Source organism: Halovibrio variabilis (assembly GCF_007991175.1).
GTDB lineage: Bacteria > Pseudomonadota > Gammaproteobacteria > Pseudomonadales > Halomonadaceae > Vreelandella > Vreelandella variabilis.
This window is the reverse complement of the sequence record NZ_BJXV01000010.1, coordinates 124,100-138,432: the sequence shown is the minus strand read 5'-3', so window position 1 is coordinate 138,432 and position 14,333 is coordinate 124,100. Positions and strand designations below refer to the sequence as shown.

Genomic DNA, 14,333 nt, shown 5'->3' with positions numbered 1-14,333 from the left:
CCTTTCGATAGCCGATGTTTATGATGCCGCCCCATTATCTAATGGGGCGGCATTTTTTTTACCCAAAGGGGAGCGCTGCGACTGTGCGACAGAGTGGCGAATTGACCTCGCTCCTCGTCAGTGGTCATATTCCTTAAGCAAAAAAAAGGAGACCCCATGACATCGAGTACTCGATACCACCCTTTCCAGCGATTTAAACAGTTGTGCTTCAGCCGTTTTACCTTCGCGGCATGGCTAATAGCGTCGACTGGCGCGGCCAGCGGGGATGAGTTGCCGAAAGGCCATTTTCCTCTGCCCGAAGCGGGCAACATGGTGGGCGAAGTGTACACCGTGACGGCGAGTGAAGAAGATACGCTGCTGGATATTGCCCAGGCGCACAACGTGGGCTACGAAGAAATTCGTATGGCCAATCCCGATGTCAGTATCTGGCTCCCTGGCGAGGGAACGGAGGTTACGATCCCCGGGCAATTCATTCTGCCTGACGAGGAGCGTACCGGTATTGTGATTAACGTGGCTGAGCTGCGCCTCTACTACTACCCCGAGGTAGAAGAGGGCGAGACGCCGCAGGTGGAGACGTACCCCGTTGGCATTGGGCGCGATGCGTATAACACGCCGTTGGGGATCACCGAGACGACCATGCGACTTGAAAATCCGGCTTGGTACCCGCCAGAGTCGATTCGCCGGGAAGCCGCCGAACGCGGCGACCCGACACCTGAGGTTGTGCCCCCCGGCGCCGATAATCCGCTTGGCCAATACGCTATTTTGCTGGATATCCCTGGATATCTGATTCACGGCACCAACCAGCCGGATGGCATTGGCATGCGCGCTAGCCGAGGCTGTATCCGCATGCACCCCGACGATATCGCGTCGATCTTCTGGCGAGTACCGGTAGGCACCCAGGTCAATATTATCGATTCGCCCATCAAAGTAGGCTGGGATACCGACGGTAAAGGCTATATCCAGGCGTTTACCGCCACGGATGAAAAGGCCTATGGAATGGACACGCTGTTAAACGTTGTCGGGCTTATTGAACAGCATGAGAGCGGTAACGCGCATAGCGCTGATTACCAACAGGTGCGCGAAGTGCTGGAACGGGCTAACGGGCAAATTGTTCCGCGAAGTTAGTCTGTTTGGGCGTTCAGAATCTAGTGCGCCGGATCAAGCACGCCGCCCAGCGACGCATTGCGCCGAAACCAGCCCGCGATGCTGGTGCGCGGGTAGCGTGTGGGTAACACCTCGTGGGGAATGGTGTCTGATAAGAAGCAGGCGAAGGTGCCCGCCTCGGGAACGACGCGCGCGACCTCCTGGCTGGGGTCGTTAGGATGGTAAATGACCATTTCACCGCCACCGTCGCTTGGCCAATCCGGGGTTAAGTAGCCAACAGTGGATATCACGCGGTTGGCGCGACCGCGAAAGCTATCCAGATGGCGCTGGTAAAAAGCCCCCGGCGGGTAGTGGGCAAAGTGTGCTTCGTACTCAAATAAACCTAAAAATAGCGCTTGGTTGAGCGCCTGCTGCAGCTCGCCCATCGCCTCTAAGTATTGCCGCTGGGCGGCGCTTTCACGGTCAAGCCAATGAATGGCGTCACCGCGAATATCTTTGCGTAAAAGATGCTGCTGACCGCGGCCGATGCCCGCTTCATCCAGGCCGTTATAGGCCGCCCGCTTTAGAAGCTCGTGATTGAGGACGTCGCATAACCCAAGGTCAATGACGTCACGGCCGACATACCAGCCCTGCTCAACTAACGCTTCGATAAGCGCTACCTGAGTAGCGGGTTGTAATGCAGGGGAGGGCATAGCGGTAGGCGTCATTTGTTGGACCTCGGTGGCGCAGAGCGTGAAGAAGTGGCTGCTTAAGTAGGTAAGCGGCTTTTGCGTTCAGGGTAGTGGCGCAGTGGCCCCCTGGGACGTTGATATAAATTGATCGGCATGCCGAAGCCTTCGGCCAGCAACTCTACCAGCATCATCGCTGAAAGCCCCCAGATCACATGGCCATCTACGTGATAGCTGGGCACGTAGTGGGTCACCCCATCCACGGTAATCACATCGGTATGGGTACGGTGATCGTCTAGAAAGTGACTTAGTGGGACTTCAAAAATCGCGTCTAGCTCACCGGGGTCGGCAATCAAGGGGAGATCCGGCGGAATAATGCCGACCCAGGGGGTGACGCGAATACCGTGCAGCGAAATAACATCCGACAGCCGCCCCAGGGGTTGCACCAGGCCGGGGTCGAGGGCAATCTCCTCTTCTGCTTCGCGCAGCGCGGTCGCATATAGATCGGCATCATAGGATTCACGCTTGCCGCCTGGAAACGCTACTTGGCCACTGTGGGTACTCAAGTGGCTGGCGCGACGGGTAAATAGTAAGGTGGGCGCTGGCCGTTCAACAATCGGTAACAGCACGGCGGCTTCGGGCATCGCCACGTGGTCCAAGCGTTGAGGAGTCAACTGTTGCAGCCGTTTACGCAGTTTCTCTAACATGGGGTATCTCATTACTTTGTTATCTTTTTACCCAGCAGCGGTCATTGACGTCAAGCACGTCGAGACTTCTATTCACTAGCCGTTGAGAACACGCGATGAATTTTTGTAGCCAGTGTGGTGAAAAAGTACGTTTTGCCGTCCCGGAAGGCGATGATCGCCCGCGCTACCTGTGCGATGCTTGCGGTATGATCCACTACCAAAACCCGCGCATAGTGGCCGGTACGTTACCGGTGTTAGGTAGTCAGGTGCTGCTCTGTAAGCGCGCTATTGAACCGCGCAAAGGCTACTGGACACTTCCCGCTGGCTATATGGAAAACGCCGAATCGACCCAGCAGGCAGCCATCCGAGAAACCCAAGAAGAAGCCTGCGCTGAGGTCGAACTTGCCAACCTGTATACGCTCATTGACCTACCTCATATCAATCAGGTGTATATGATTTTTCGCGCCGAGTTGGTCAGTGGTTTTAGCGCCGGGCCAGAAAGCCTGGAGGTCGCGCTGTTTGAAGAGCACGAGATCCCTTGGGATGAGCTCGCCTTCGTGACTATCGAGCGCACGTTGCACCACTTTTACACTGACCGCCTCCGCAATGAGTTTCCGCTGCACATCAGTATGGTAACGCCAGAAGATCGCGAGCGTTATTTTGGCAGCGCGTGAGCCTCGAATGCCACTGTATAAAAACCATTACAGGATATAAAAACCCTTACAGGTCGGCCAACTGAAAGACATCATACGCGACCTCTTCATAAGGATGAGCTAGCTTCAACGCCGCGATAGCGCCGTGAATATGAGCTTCATCGCAAAGCAACTCGACTTTGAACTCTTCGACCTTTTCCAAGCTGCCCACCGACCCGATATGGGGGTGGGCGCCTTCTGTAGGGCGAAACTGACCCGTGCCACGGGTTTGAAAACAGGCATGTTCATAGTCGCCAACACGGCCAGCACCGGCCTCAAAAACCGCTTGTTTAACGCTTTCGGCGTCTTCTATGGGAACAAAAAATGCGAGCTTATACATAGTGTAACTCCAAGCGAACAAACCATTGTGAATCGTGTAACGCTGACCATGTTAGCGGATAGAAGACTTCTGGTCGCGGGCTTGGCTTTGTATAATGATACTTTGATGACGTTTACCCACGACTGTTAGCCACGACTGATACGAGAGCCGCCCCATGGATAAATTCGAGGTAAAGCTGGATCAGGCGGCCAGGGCCGCCTGGATGTCCTACGTGGGTAGCATGACCCAGGACGAGATTGCCAGCCAGCTGGGGGTTTCGCGGCCAGGCGTGCAGCGTTTATTGGCGTTGGCCCGCCAGGAAGGGCTGGTGAAAGTGCATATTGATCACCCCATATCTAACTGTATGGCGCTGGGCAGTACGCTGCGTGATCACTTTGGCCTGGCCTACTGTGAAGTAGTGCCCGCCGATAATCACGCTGCAGACAGCGCCGCCTCCTACCTGGCAATCGCTGCCGCCGAGCGCATTGCGCAAATGGTCGAGCGCAGCGAACCGTTGACGTTGTCGCTGGGTACCGGGCGTTCGGTGCGGGCAGCGGTAGAAGCGCTTAGCCGCATTGAACGGCCCCAGCACCGCTTTGTGTCGCTGGTGGGTAATGTCGCTCGGGATGGCTCGGCCAACCGTTACGATGCGGTGATGGTAATGGCGGATAAAACCGGCGGTGAGCGGTTCTTACTGCCCGCGCCGGTAGTGGCTGAATCGCTGTTTGAAAAAGAGGCGATGCTGGCACAGCGCTTGTTTAAAGCGATTGCCGATGTGGCACGGCAGTCAGAGGCCGCGTTTATCGGTGTTGGGCGCATCGACCGCCAGGCCACGTTGTTTCAAGACCACTTTATTAGCGAAAGCGAGCTGGATGAATTGTTAGGTCTAAAAGCGGTAGGGGAGTTGCTTGGCTGGCCACTCAATAGCGACGGCGAGGTAATCGACTGCTCGATTACCCGACGGGTCACTAGTCTGCCCCTGGAACGCTTTGGTAAGCACCACATAGTGGCGATTGCCGGTGGCTGCGAAAAAGCCCCGGCGATTCATGCCGCACTGCGCGGCGGTTGGTTGAAAGGATTGGTAACCGACGAAGTGGCCGCCCGTCAGATTGTTGAAGCGCTCTAAGCCTTTAAAACCCTAAATGTGGGCACTGCAACATGCGTTAGGGGTAATAAGTTAGCGTAAAGTCTAAGCGTATGGGCTTTGCTTTTCTTGCGCTTACGTACGATCATTTGTTCGTTAGATGATCAATAAGATCAAGGCGACAACAATGCCAATACAAGCCCACAGGAGTGCTTTATGCGACTCGCACGTCACTTGTCCGTCACCACGCTAGCGGCCGCCATTGCTATGTCCGGCCATGCCCAGGCACAAACTGAAATTACCGTGGCCACGGTTAACAATAACGATATGGTCATCATGCAGAGCCTCACCGATGCTTTCGAGGAAGCTCACCCTGATATCACCCTGGATTGGGTGGTGCTTGAGGAGAACGTGCTACGTCAACGCATGACCACCGATATTGCCACCGGCGGTGCCCAGTTCGATGTGATGACCATTGGCACTTACGAGGTGCCGATCTGGGCTGAGCGCGGCTGGCTGTCACCGCTGGATAACCTGCCGGACGATTATAACGAAGACGATTTGCTGACGTCGGTCCGCGATGGTTTAAGCTATAATGACACGCTTCACGCGCTGCCGTTTTATGCTGAAAGCTCAATGATGTACTACCGCAAGGACCTGTTCGAAGAAGCGGGCATTGAGATGACCGATCAGCCCACCTGGGAAGAGGTGCGCGGATGGGCCGGTGAATTGCACGGCATGGAAGACGATCTGGCCGGTATATGCCTGCGCGGTAAACCCGGCTGGGGCGAAAACATGGCGTTTGTCTCCACCCTGGTGAACACCTTTGGTGGGCGCTGGTTTGACGAAGACTGGAATCCCGAGCTGAACTCCGATGCCTGGGTAAACGCCGTCCAGTTCTACGTTGATCTGCTCAACGATTACGGTCCGCCAGGCGCAAGCTCCAACGGCTTTAACGAAAACCTAGCGCTGTTCTCGCGCGGTAATTGCGGTATGTGGGTCGATGCCACCTCGGCGGCAGGCAAACTCTACGACGGCGATGAGTCCGATGTGGCGGACAGCTTAGGTTTTGCTCCAGCGCCAATAGCGGAAACACCTAAAGGTTCCCACTGGTTGTGGTCCTGGGCGCTAGCCATTCCGGCTTCTTCAGAGAACCAGGACGCGGCGCTTGAGTTTGTTACCTGGGCAACCTCACAAGAGTACATTGAGCTGGTCGGTGAAACCCAAGGCTGGACCAGTGTGCCACCAGGCACTCGTGAGTCGACCTATGCCAATGAGCAGTACATCGAAGCAGCCCCCTTTGCTGACTTCGTGCTGAAAGCTATTCAGGACGCCGACCCCACCGACTCTACCTTGGAGCCTAGCCCTTATGTGGGCGTGCAGTTTGTGGGTATTCCCGAGTTCCAGTCGATCGGTACTCAAGTCGGCCAAACCATTGCCGCAGCGCTAACCGGTGACACCACAGTTGAACAGGCGCTAGACAGTGCTCAGCGTGCCACCGAACGCACCATGCAGCGGGCCGGTTATCTAGACTGATGGCCGCAATGCCTGCCTTGCCAGTCAAGGCAGGCATTACCCCACACTGTTTCCGCAGGTAACCCCATGACTAAAACACGTGCTTCCGGCCGTACCGTCGGTGGGCTAAGGACGCTGTCGCTTCAAGCGCCGGCCGTGACGCTACTGCTGCTATGGATGATTGTGCCACTGGGCATGACGCTATGGTTTTCCTTTCAGTATTACAACCTGCTAATGCCCGGTATGACGGGCTTCGCCGGGCTGGAAAACTATGAATACCTGTTAACTGACCCTGCGCTCTGGAAGTCCATGGGCAACACGCTGCTGTTGGTGGGCTGGGTGCTGGCAATTACCGTGGTAGGCGGCACCTTGCTGGCGGTGCTGTTCCAGCAGGATTTCGCGGGACGCGGCATTGCTAGGGTACTGGCGATCTCGCCATTTTTTGTGATGCCCACCGTTAGCGCGCTGGTGTGGAAAAACATGATGATGCACCCCTCAAACGGGGTGCTGGCTTGGTTGGCAGAATCCTTCGGGCTGCCCGCTGTCGATTGGTTCTCTTCGTTGCCGCTGACCTCGATTGTGATCATCGTGGCGTGGCAGTGGCTGCCGTTTGCGCTGTTGATTCTACTCACCGCCATGCAGTCGCTGGATGAGGATCAGGTGGAAGCCGCAAGAATGGATGGCGCGGGGCCGGTGGCGATTTTCTTCTTTATCACCCTGCCGCACTTAAGGCGCGCGATCAGCGTAGTGGTCATGATTGAGATGATCTTCCTGCTGACCATCTTTGCCGAGATTTTTGTTACTACCTCCGGTGGCCCAGGCTTGGCGACCACCAATCTGGCTTACCTGATTTACATTCGTGCACTGCTGGATTTTGACGTGGGCACTGCGTCGGCCGGTGGAGTGATTGCGATCATTCTCGCCAATATCGTGGCGATCTTCCTGGTCCGTATGGTGGCCAAAAACCTGGAAGATTAGAGCGGCACCTGGGAGTACTTCAATGACAATATTACGTTCCGCAACGACCGCACCACGCTCAGTGACTGGCTTACGGTCAGCGCAAAGCAAGCGGGCTATGATAACGGTGTTAGGTTGGTCGGTGGCGCTGGTAATCTTCTTTCCGATTTTCTGGATGATCCTGACCGGCTTTAAAACCGAGTCGGCAGCGATTGCCGACCCCACGCTGATTTTTTCGCCCACCTTAGAGAGCTACCAGGCGGTGCAGGCGCGCTCGGGTTATACACGCTTTGCGCTTAACAGCGTTGCGGTGGCATTTGGCTCAACGTTCTTCGCGCTGCTACTGGCGATTCCTGCTGCCTACTCCATGGCCTTTTTGCCCACCAAGCGCACCAAAGGCACCCTGCTATGGATGCTGTCCACCAAAATGCTGCCACCGGTCGGCGTGCTGGTGCCGATTTATCTCATTTTCCGCGACGTTGGCCTGCTCGATACCCGCACCGGGCTGATCATCATCTATACGTTGATGAATCTGCCGATTGTAGTGTGGATGCTTTACACCTTCTTCAAGGACATGCCCAAAGACATTCTTGAAGCGGGCCGTATGGATGGGGCCTCAACCTTTCAGGAGGTGTTCTTTCTACTGCTGCCACTCACGCTGCCGGGCATCGCTTCAACAGGCCTGCTGTCGATCATTTTAAGTTGGAACGAGGCGTTCTGGAGTCTCAATCTGACTTCTTCAAAAGCAGCGCCGTTAACCGCTTATATCGCCTCATTCTCAAGCCCTGAGGGGCTGTTCTGGGCCAAGCTATCTGCCGCTTCCACCATGGCCATTGCGCCGATTTTGATACTCGGTTGGATGACCCAAAAACAAATGGTACGTGGCCTTACTTTTGGTGCCGTCAAGTAAAGGATCTTCCTCATGGCAACACTACAACTGCACAATATTACCAAGCGATTTGGCGACACTGAGGTGATCAAGGGTATCAACCTTGAGGTGAATGACCGCGAATTTGTGGTCTTCGTAGGCCCTTCGGGCTGCGGTAAATCGACCCTGATGCGCATGATTGCTGGGCTTGAGAGCGCCACCGACGGCGATATTTTGATCAACGGTCAGCGTATCAATGACGTTGGCCCAGCCGACCGCGGGCTCGCCATGGTGTTTCAAAGCTACGCGCTTTACCCGCACATGACGGTAGAGGGCAACATGGGCTTCAGTATGCGCCTGGCCGGGGTGCCCAAAGAGGAGCGGCGCGCGAAAGTGCTGGAAGCGGCCAAGATTCTGCAGCTAGAGCCGCTGTTAGACCGCAAGCCCAAAGCGCTTTCCGGTGGTCAGCGTCAGCGGGTGGCGATTGGCCGGGCGATTGTGCGTAACCCGAGTATTTTTCTATTCGACGAGCCGCTCTCTAACCTGGATGCCGCGCTGCGGGTGCAGATGCGCATCGAACTGGCGCGTCTGCATGATGAGCTGGACGCCACCATGATCTACGTCACCCACGACCAGATCGAAGCGATGACCATGGCGGATAAAATCGTCGTGCTCCACGACGGCGTGGTCGAGCAGGTGGGGTCTCCCATGGCGCTTTACCATCACCCGTGCAACCGCTTTGTGGCGGGATTTATTGGCTCACCAAAAATGAATTTTCTGCCGGTCACGCTGACTGGCGTAGCGCCTGGCGGAGTAGGTGTTCGCTTGCCCGGCGGTGGTGAACGCAGCATTCCGGTGGACGGCACCCACCTGGAGGAGAGCGCTACTCTGGAGCTGGGGGTTCGCCCGGAACACCTGGTGCTTGATGAACAGGGCCCGTTGAGCGGTGAAATTAAAGTCTTGGAGCGTCTAGGTGGCCAGACCTCGCTTTACGTACAAATGAACGATGAGCTAATCACGATTATGGCCGATGGAGACGTGGCCTACCGGGTCAACGATACGGTGCATTTCGGCTTTGCTCCCGAGCGTGCCCACCTGTTCGGGGCAGACGGGCTGGCTCTGCCGAGCTTGCAGCAGCACCCGCTGGCAGGGCTGACCCGCCACGATAACCGCGGCCCAGGGGCGCCTTCTGAGGAGCCTGCATGAGGACGCTCATCTTTGACTGTGATGGCGTGCTAGTCGACAGCGAAGCTCTTGCTGAAGGCACCTTGGTGGAGCATCTCAGCCGCTGGCTGCCCGACCTCGATATTACCCCGTTACTTAGCCAAGCATTGGGCATGACCACCGCAAATATCTTGCGCCACCTTGAAGCGTTAAGCGGCCACACCCTGCCATTGGACGCCACCGAACAGGTGGATACCGCTATCGAGGCGCGTCTGGTGCGGGAGCTTAAAGCCATAGAGGGTGCCGATAGAGCGGTTCGCGGCATTAGCCTTGAAAAGGCGGTGGTTTCCAACAGTCGGCGCAGCCGCGTATTGGCGTCGCTGGCCAGCACACGATTGGCTGAAGCCTTTGGTGAAGTGCCGATTTTTACCGCTGACCAGGTGGCTAACCCCAAGCCCGACCCTGCGATCTATCGCTTAGCCGCAGCGCAATTGGGCCAGGTGCCGCGGGACTGCCTAGTAGTGGAGGATAGCGTGGCGGGGGTGACCGCCGCCCATGCTGCAGGTATGTGTGTGATTGGTTTTGTCGGTGGCAGTCACGTGGATACTGAACAGTCAGCGCGACTATTACAGGCTGGCGCCTGGCGCATTCTAGAACATATGCACGGCTTGGAAGCCTTGGTGGATGAGTGGCAAGCCAATGGCTATTTATCCACTTAATAAAAGCTTCCTGGCAATAACGGCACAGCGAAACAAGAGAGCACCAAGATGAAACTAAACAATAAAATTGCGGTGATTACCGGCGGCGCGCGGGGCATCGGCTTGGCCATCGCCCAGCGCTATTTAACCGAAGGCGCCAGCGTGGTGGTGGCGGATATTGACCGTGCTGCCATTGATGATGCTGTGGCAACGCTGCGGCAGCAGTCGCCTGCCGAAAAGGTGATGGGGGTTGAGCTGAATGTCTGCGATCAGACGTCGATTGATGCCATGGTCAAAGTGGTAACAGAGCGCTTTGGCGGCATCGATATTCTGGTCAATAACGCCGCCATCTTTGATATGGCGCCGGTGCTTGAGGTGACCGAAGCGAGCTTTGACAAGCAGTTTGCGGTCAATACCAAAGGCATGTTTTTCACTCTGCAGTCGGTTGCCCGTTCGATGGTGGCGCGCGGCCAGGGCGGCAAGGTTATCAATATGGCCTCTCAGGCAGGTCGCCGCGGTGAAGCCCTAGTAAGCGTTTACTGCGCCAGTAAAGCGGCTGTCATCAGCCTTACCCAATCCAGTGGTTTGGATCTCATCAAACACCGCATCAACGTTAACGGCATCGCCCCTGGCGTGGTGGATACGCCGATGTGGGAGGAGGTCGACGCGCTGTTTGCCCGTTTTGAGAGCCGCCCGCTCGGTGAGAAAAAACGCTTAGTGGGCGAGGCGGTGCCGTTCGGGCGTATGGGGCTTCCCGAAGACCACACCGGCGCGGCGGTATTTTTGGCCAGCCAGGACAGTGACTACGTGGTCGCCCAGACGCTCAATGTCGATGGCGGCAACTGGATGAACTGAGGTGGTCATGACACCTGATTTTGATACGTTAGCCCGTCAGATTATTGGCGCTGCCGAAGGCGCATCACGCTATCTGGTAGCGCTGGCAGGGCCGCCGGGGGCGGGGAAATCTTATCGCAGCGATCAGCTCTGCGATGCCATTAATCAATACCTGCCAGGCCAAGCTGGGTTGGTGCCTATGGACGGCTACCACTTCGATAACGCCGTGCTAGGCGAGCAGCAGGTGCCGGTAAAAGGCGCACCTCATACCTTCGATGTGGAGGGACTGCGCTGTGACCTTGAGCGTATCCGCCAAGGAATTCACCCAGTCGCAGTGCCAGTGTTTGATCGCCCGCTGGATCTCGCCCGTGCCGGTGGGCGACTGATTACCCTTGAGCAGCGCATCGTCATTGTTGAGGGCAACTACCTGCTGCTTGACCGCTCCCCCTGGCGCGAATTGCGCCCGCTGTTTGATTGGACGCTGTTTATAGACGTCGACGACGTCGTGCTGATTGAGCGGCTGGTCAATCGCTGGCTTGAGATGGGCCAGGATCGCGCTGGGGCGCTAGCGCGCACCCATCGCAAAGACATGCTCAACGCGCAGTTAGTGAAAAGTTGCTGTTTATCGCCAGACCAGCGCTGGCGCTAGCACACTTACCCGCGCTTTTTACCTGACTTTATGCATCCCATCGCGCCAAGTAGGCCTTGGCTGGAGAGTCCCATGATCCAACTTAACAATCACAACCTGGGCAAGCTAACCGACGATGTTGCCAACCCTAGTTACGTTGCCAAACCCAGCTATGACCGCAAGACGCTCACTCCCGGCATTGTGCATATCGGGGTAGGCGGCTTTCACCGCGCCCACCAAGCGATGTACCTGGATGCATTGATGAACCAGGGCGAAGCACTAGATTGGGGTATTGTTGGTGTGGGCGTGATGCCCGACGACAAACGCATGCAGCAGGCGCTGGCAGCGCAGGACTATCTCTACACCCTGGTGGTCAAACACCCAGATGGCCAGTATGAGCCGCGGGTCATTGGCAGCATGGTCAATTACCTGTTTGCACCCGAAGAGACCGAGGCGGTGATCGAGCAGATGGCCGATTCGGCCATTCGCATTGTATCGCTGACAGTGACCGAAGGCGGCTATAACTTTCATCCAGTGAGCGGTGAGTTCGATCTCGACAATCCTCAAGTGCGCGCCGATCTTGCCAACCCTACCCAGCCCTCCACCAGCTTCGGGCTGGTGGTGGAAGCGCTAGCCCTCCGTCGCGCTAGGGGTATCGCACCATTTACCGTGATGTCCTGCGATAATATTCAAGGCAACGGCGATGTGGCCAAACGTATGTTCGGCGCCTATGCCCAGGCCCGGGATGCTGAGTTAGGCGCCTGGCTGCAAGCAGAGGTGGCCTTCCCCAACGCCATGGTGGATCGTATTACCCCGGTGACGTCGCCCAATGACATCGATGAACTCGCTCAGCGTTTTGGGGTAGAGGACGCCTGGCCGGTGGTCTGTGAACCCTTTACCCAGTGGGTCTTGGAAGATCACTTTCCCCTTGGCTGCCCGGCGTTTGATAAAGTAGGCGTTCAAGTGGTGGAAGACGTGGAACCCTACGAACTAATGAAGCTGCGCCTGCTCAACGCCAGCCATCAGGCGTTGACCTATTTTGGCTATTTAGCCGGATACCGTTACGCCCATGAAGTGTGTCAGGACTCGCTGTTCGTCGATTTTTTGCTGGGCTATATGCGCGAAGAGGGCACGCCCACCCTGGCGCCGGTGCCGGGGGTCGATCTCGAAAGCTACCGCTTAACGCTGATTGAGCGCTTCGCCAACCCGCAAATCAAAGATACTTTGGCACGGCTCTGTGCCGAGAGTTCCGACCGCATCCCCAAATGGCTAGTGCCGGTGATTCGCCAGCAGTTGGCTCAGGGCGGCGAGATAAAGCGTAGCGCCGCCGTGGTAGCCAGCTGGGCGCGCTACGCTGAAGGAGTAGACGAGCAGGGCGAGCCCATAGAGATTGTCGATCGCTTGAAAGCGCCGCTCACGGCGATTGCTGCCGAAAATCGCTCGCGACCCACGGCCTTTATCGAAAACCGCGAGCTGTTTGGCGACTTAATCGACAGCCCCCGCTTTGTTGAAGCCTATGTAGAGACTCTCAGTTCCCTGCACGAACGCGGCGCACGCGCTACGCTAGAGGGTCTGGTGTCATCCAAAGGAACATTATGATGTATATCGGGGTTGATTGCGGTACCCAAAGTACCAAAGTAGTGTTGATAGACGTTGAACGCGGCAAGATTCTCGCTGAAGCAAGCCAAGCTCACCGCTTGGAGGAAGGCGAAAATGGTCGTCGGGAGCAGGCACCGGCCGAGTGGCTGTCGGCCTTGAAAGAATCGTTCTTTGCTGCGTTGGACAAAGCCGGAGTGTCGGCGAGTCAAGTGCGTGGTATCGGTGTCTCTGGCCAGCAGCATGGGATGGTAGCGCTGGATGACGACGGTGTGCCGGTTTACCCCGCCAAGCTGTGGTGTGATACCGAAACCAGCGTCCAGAACGCCGATTTAGTCGCCCGCCTGGGTGGCGAAGCGGGCTGCTTGGAGAAGCTGGGGCTAGTGCTGCAAACTGGTTACACCGCCTCTAAAGTTGCCTGGCTGCGTGAGCATCAGCCGGAGGCGTATCGGCGTATCAAGAGCCTGCTTCTGCCCCACGACTACCTCAATTTCTGGCTCACCGGCGAGCGGGTTACAGAAGCGGGCGATGCCTCTGGCACCGGCTATTTTGATACTCGCAAGCGCTGCTGGCAGTTAGATGTTTTTGCAGAGATAGCCCCAGAATTAGACCCCCAGCGGGTTCTCCCCCGTGTGCTGGAGGCGCATGAGGCGGTAGGCGTTGTGCGCCCAGCAGTGGCCCAGGAACTTGGGCTGAGCGATCAGGTGGTGGTCTCCTCCGGCGGCGGTGACAATATGCTGGGTGCCATTGGTACGGGCAATATCACCCCAGGGTTGATTACGCTGAGTTTGGGCACTTCCGGTACCGTTTGCGCCTACTCAGACACCCCCGTTGAGTGCGATAGCGCCATGGTAGCCAATTTCTGTTCGAGTAGCGGCGGCTGGCTGCCGCTGATTTGCACCATGAATGTCACCTCGGCCACTACGCGGGTACGCAAGCTGTTTGGCTTAGATCTGGCAGCGTTTGGCGAGAAAGTGGCCAGCGCGCCAATAGGCGCCGAAGGGGTTACCGTGCTGCCGTTTTTCAACGGTGAGCGAGTGCCGATGTTGCCCAACGCCTCAGCGGACTTTCTTGGCCTGACCAGTTTAAATACCACCCAGGCGAATTTATGCCGGGCCGTGGTGGAGGGGGCCACTTTCGGGCTACGCTATGGGCTGGAATTGTTGGGTGATTTAACCGCCGGGGCCAGCCAGATTCGCCTGATCGGTGGCGGCGCTAACAGCCCGGTTTGGCGGCAGATGGTCGCGGACATTACCGGCACCCAGGTGATTTGCCCCGAGATTACCGATGCGGCCGCGCTGGGTGCTGCGATACAGGCGGCGTGGTGTGACCAGCGCGCCGAGGGCGTCACCCTGGAAGCGTTGTGTGATCGGCTCGTCCATTTGGACGCGCAAACGCTTGCCGACCCTCATCCAGATCGTGTGGCCGCCTACCAGCCGGTTTATGCGCGCTACTGCGCAGCACTTGAACAACGCCATGGCAGTGCTTAATAAAGCGGTCTTAGTGAACAGTTAAGATGA

At 56.9% G+C, this 14,333-nt stretch carries 15 protein-coding genes; 12 read left to right on the top strand and 3 right to left on the bottom strand.

From position 1 onward, the window contains the following. Window positions 1-156 precede the first annotated feature (156 nt). Window positions 157-1,125, top strand: coding sequence for a L,D-transpeptidase family protein (locus HVA01_RS09990; protein ID WP_146875203.1), 969 nt, complete (start codon window positions 157-159; stop codon window positions 1,123-1,125). 20 nt (window positions 1,126-1,145) lie between these two features. Here the strand turns inward: HVA01_RS09990 and HVA01_RS09985 are convergent, their stop codons facing one another. Together HVA01_RS09985 and HVA01_RS09980 are read right to left on the bottom strand one after the other, a co-directional pair. Next, complete coding sequence (locus tag HVA01_RS09985; protein WP_146875201.1) at window positions 1,146-1,811, bottom strand: 2OG-Fe(II) oxygenase; 666 nt, start codon at window positions 1,809-1,811, stop codon at window positions 1,146-1,148. A 41-nt stretch (window positions 1,812-1,852) separates the two neighbouring features. Next, the gene (locus HVA01_RS09980) at window positions 1,853-2,479 is read right to left on the bottom strand and encodes a CoA pyrophosphatase (RefSeq protein WP_146875199.1); all 627 of its coding nucleotides are present in this window, start codon (window positions 2,477-2,479) and stop codon (window positions 1,853-1,855) included. Window positions 2,480-2,574: 95 nt separating this feature from the next. On the opposite strand from HVA01_RS09980, the gene HVA01_RS09975 reads away from it, so the two are divergent. Next, entirely contained in the window at window positions 2,575-3,132 is a 558-nt protein-coding gene (locus HVA01_RS09975) for an NUDIX hydrolase (RefSeq protein ID WP_146875197.1), read from the top strand. 46 nt (window positions 3,133-3,178) lie between these two features. On the opposite strand, the gene HVA01_RS09970 is transcribed toward HVA01_RS09975, so the two are convergent. Beyond that, window positions 3,179-3,490 (bottom strand): YqfO family protein, encoded by a 312-nt coding sequence (locus HVA01_RS09970; protein ID WP_146875195.1) that lies wholly within the window; start codon window positions 3,488-3,490, stop codon window positions 3,179-3,181. Between the two features lie 154 nt (window positions 3,491-3,644). Here HVA01_RS09970 and HVA01_RS09965 point away from each other — a divergent pair, with 154 nt between their 5' ends. The 10 genes from HVA01_RS09965 (at window position 3,645) to xylB (ending at window position 14,303) form a co-directional block, all read left to right on the top strand. Continuing rightward, on the top strand, window positions 3,645-4,595 hold the full coding sequence (locus HVA01_RS09965; RefSeq protein WP_146875193.1) for a sugar-binding transcriptional regulator: 951 nt from the start codon (window positions 3,645-3,647) through the stop codon (window positions 4,593-4,595). A 174-nt stretch (window positions 4,596-4,769) separates the two neighbouring features. After that, entirely contained in the window at window positions 4,770-6,089 is a 1,320-nt protein-coding gene (locus tag HVA01_RS09960; protein ID WP_146875191.1) for an ABC transporter substrate-binding protein, read from the top strand. A gap of 66 nt (window positions 6,090-6,155) precedes the next feature. Continuing rightward, window positions 6,156-7,046, top strand: a complete 891-nt coding sequence (locus HVA01_RS09955; protein WP_146875189.1) for a carbohydrate ABC transporter permease — start codon at window positions 6,156-6,158, stop codon at window positions 7,044-7,046. A 22-nt stretch (window positions 7,047-7,068) separates the two neighbouring features. Then, window positions 7,069-7,935 (top strand): carbohydrate ABC transporter permease, encoded by an 867-nt coding sequence (locus HVA01_RS09950; protein WP_146875188.1) that lies wholly within the window; start codon window positions 7,069-7,071, stop codon window positions 7,933-7,935. 12 nt (window positions 7,936-7,947) lie between these two features. Continuing rightward, window positions 7,948-9,099: an ABC transporter ATP-binding protein gene (locus tag HVA01_RS09945; RefSeq protein WP_146875186.1), complete on the top strand. Its 1,152-nt coding sequence runs from the start codon at window positions 7,948-7,950 to the stop codon at window positions 9,097-9,099. Continuing rightward, complete coding sequence (locus HVA01_RS09940) at window positions 9,096-9,776, top strand: HAD family hydrolase (RefSeq protein ID WP_146875184.1); 681 nt, start codon at window positions 9,096-9,098, stop codon at window positions 9,774-9,776. Before HVA01_RS09945 ends, HVA01_RS09940 begins: the two co-directional genes overlap by 4 nt. 48 nt (window positions 9,777-9,824) lie before the next feature. Further along, window positions 9,825-10,610, top strand: coding sequence for an L-iditol 2-dehydrogenase (locus tag HVA01_RS09935; RefSeq protein WP_146875183.1), 786 nt, complete (start codon window positions 9,825-9,827; stop codon window positions 10,608-10,610). A 7-nt stretch (window positions 10,611-10,617) separates the two neighbouring features. Further along, a complete protein-coding gene (locus tag HVA01_RS09930) occupies window positions 10,618-11,238 on the top strand; it encodes a nucleoside/nucleotide kinase family protein (protein ID WP_146875181.1) in 621 nt (206 codons plus the stop codon). A 72-nt stretch (window positions 11,239-11,310) separates the two neighbouring features. Beyond that, complete coding sequence (locus tag HVA01_RS09925; protein ID WP_146875180.1) at window positions 11,311-12,816, top strand: mannitol dehydrogenase family protein; 1,506 nt, start codon at window positions 11,311-11,313, stop codon at window positions 12,814-12,816. Further along, window positions 12,816-14,303, top strand: a complete 1,488-nt coding sequence (xylB, locus tag HVA01_RS09920; protein ID WP_146875178.1) for a xylulokinase — start codon at window positions 12,816-12,818, stop codon at window positions 14,301-14,303. The genes HVA01_RS09925 and xylB overlap by 1 nt, the downstream gene beginning before the upstream one ends. Window positions 14,304-14,333 lie beyond the last annotated feature (30 nt).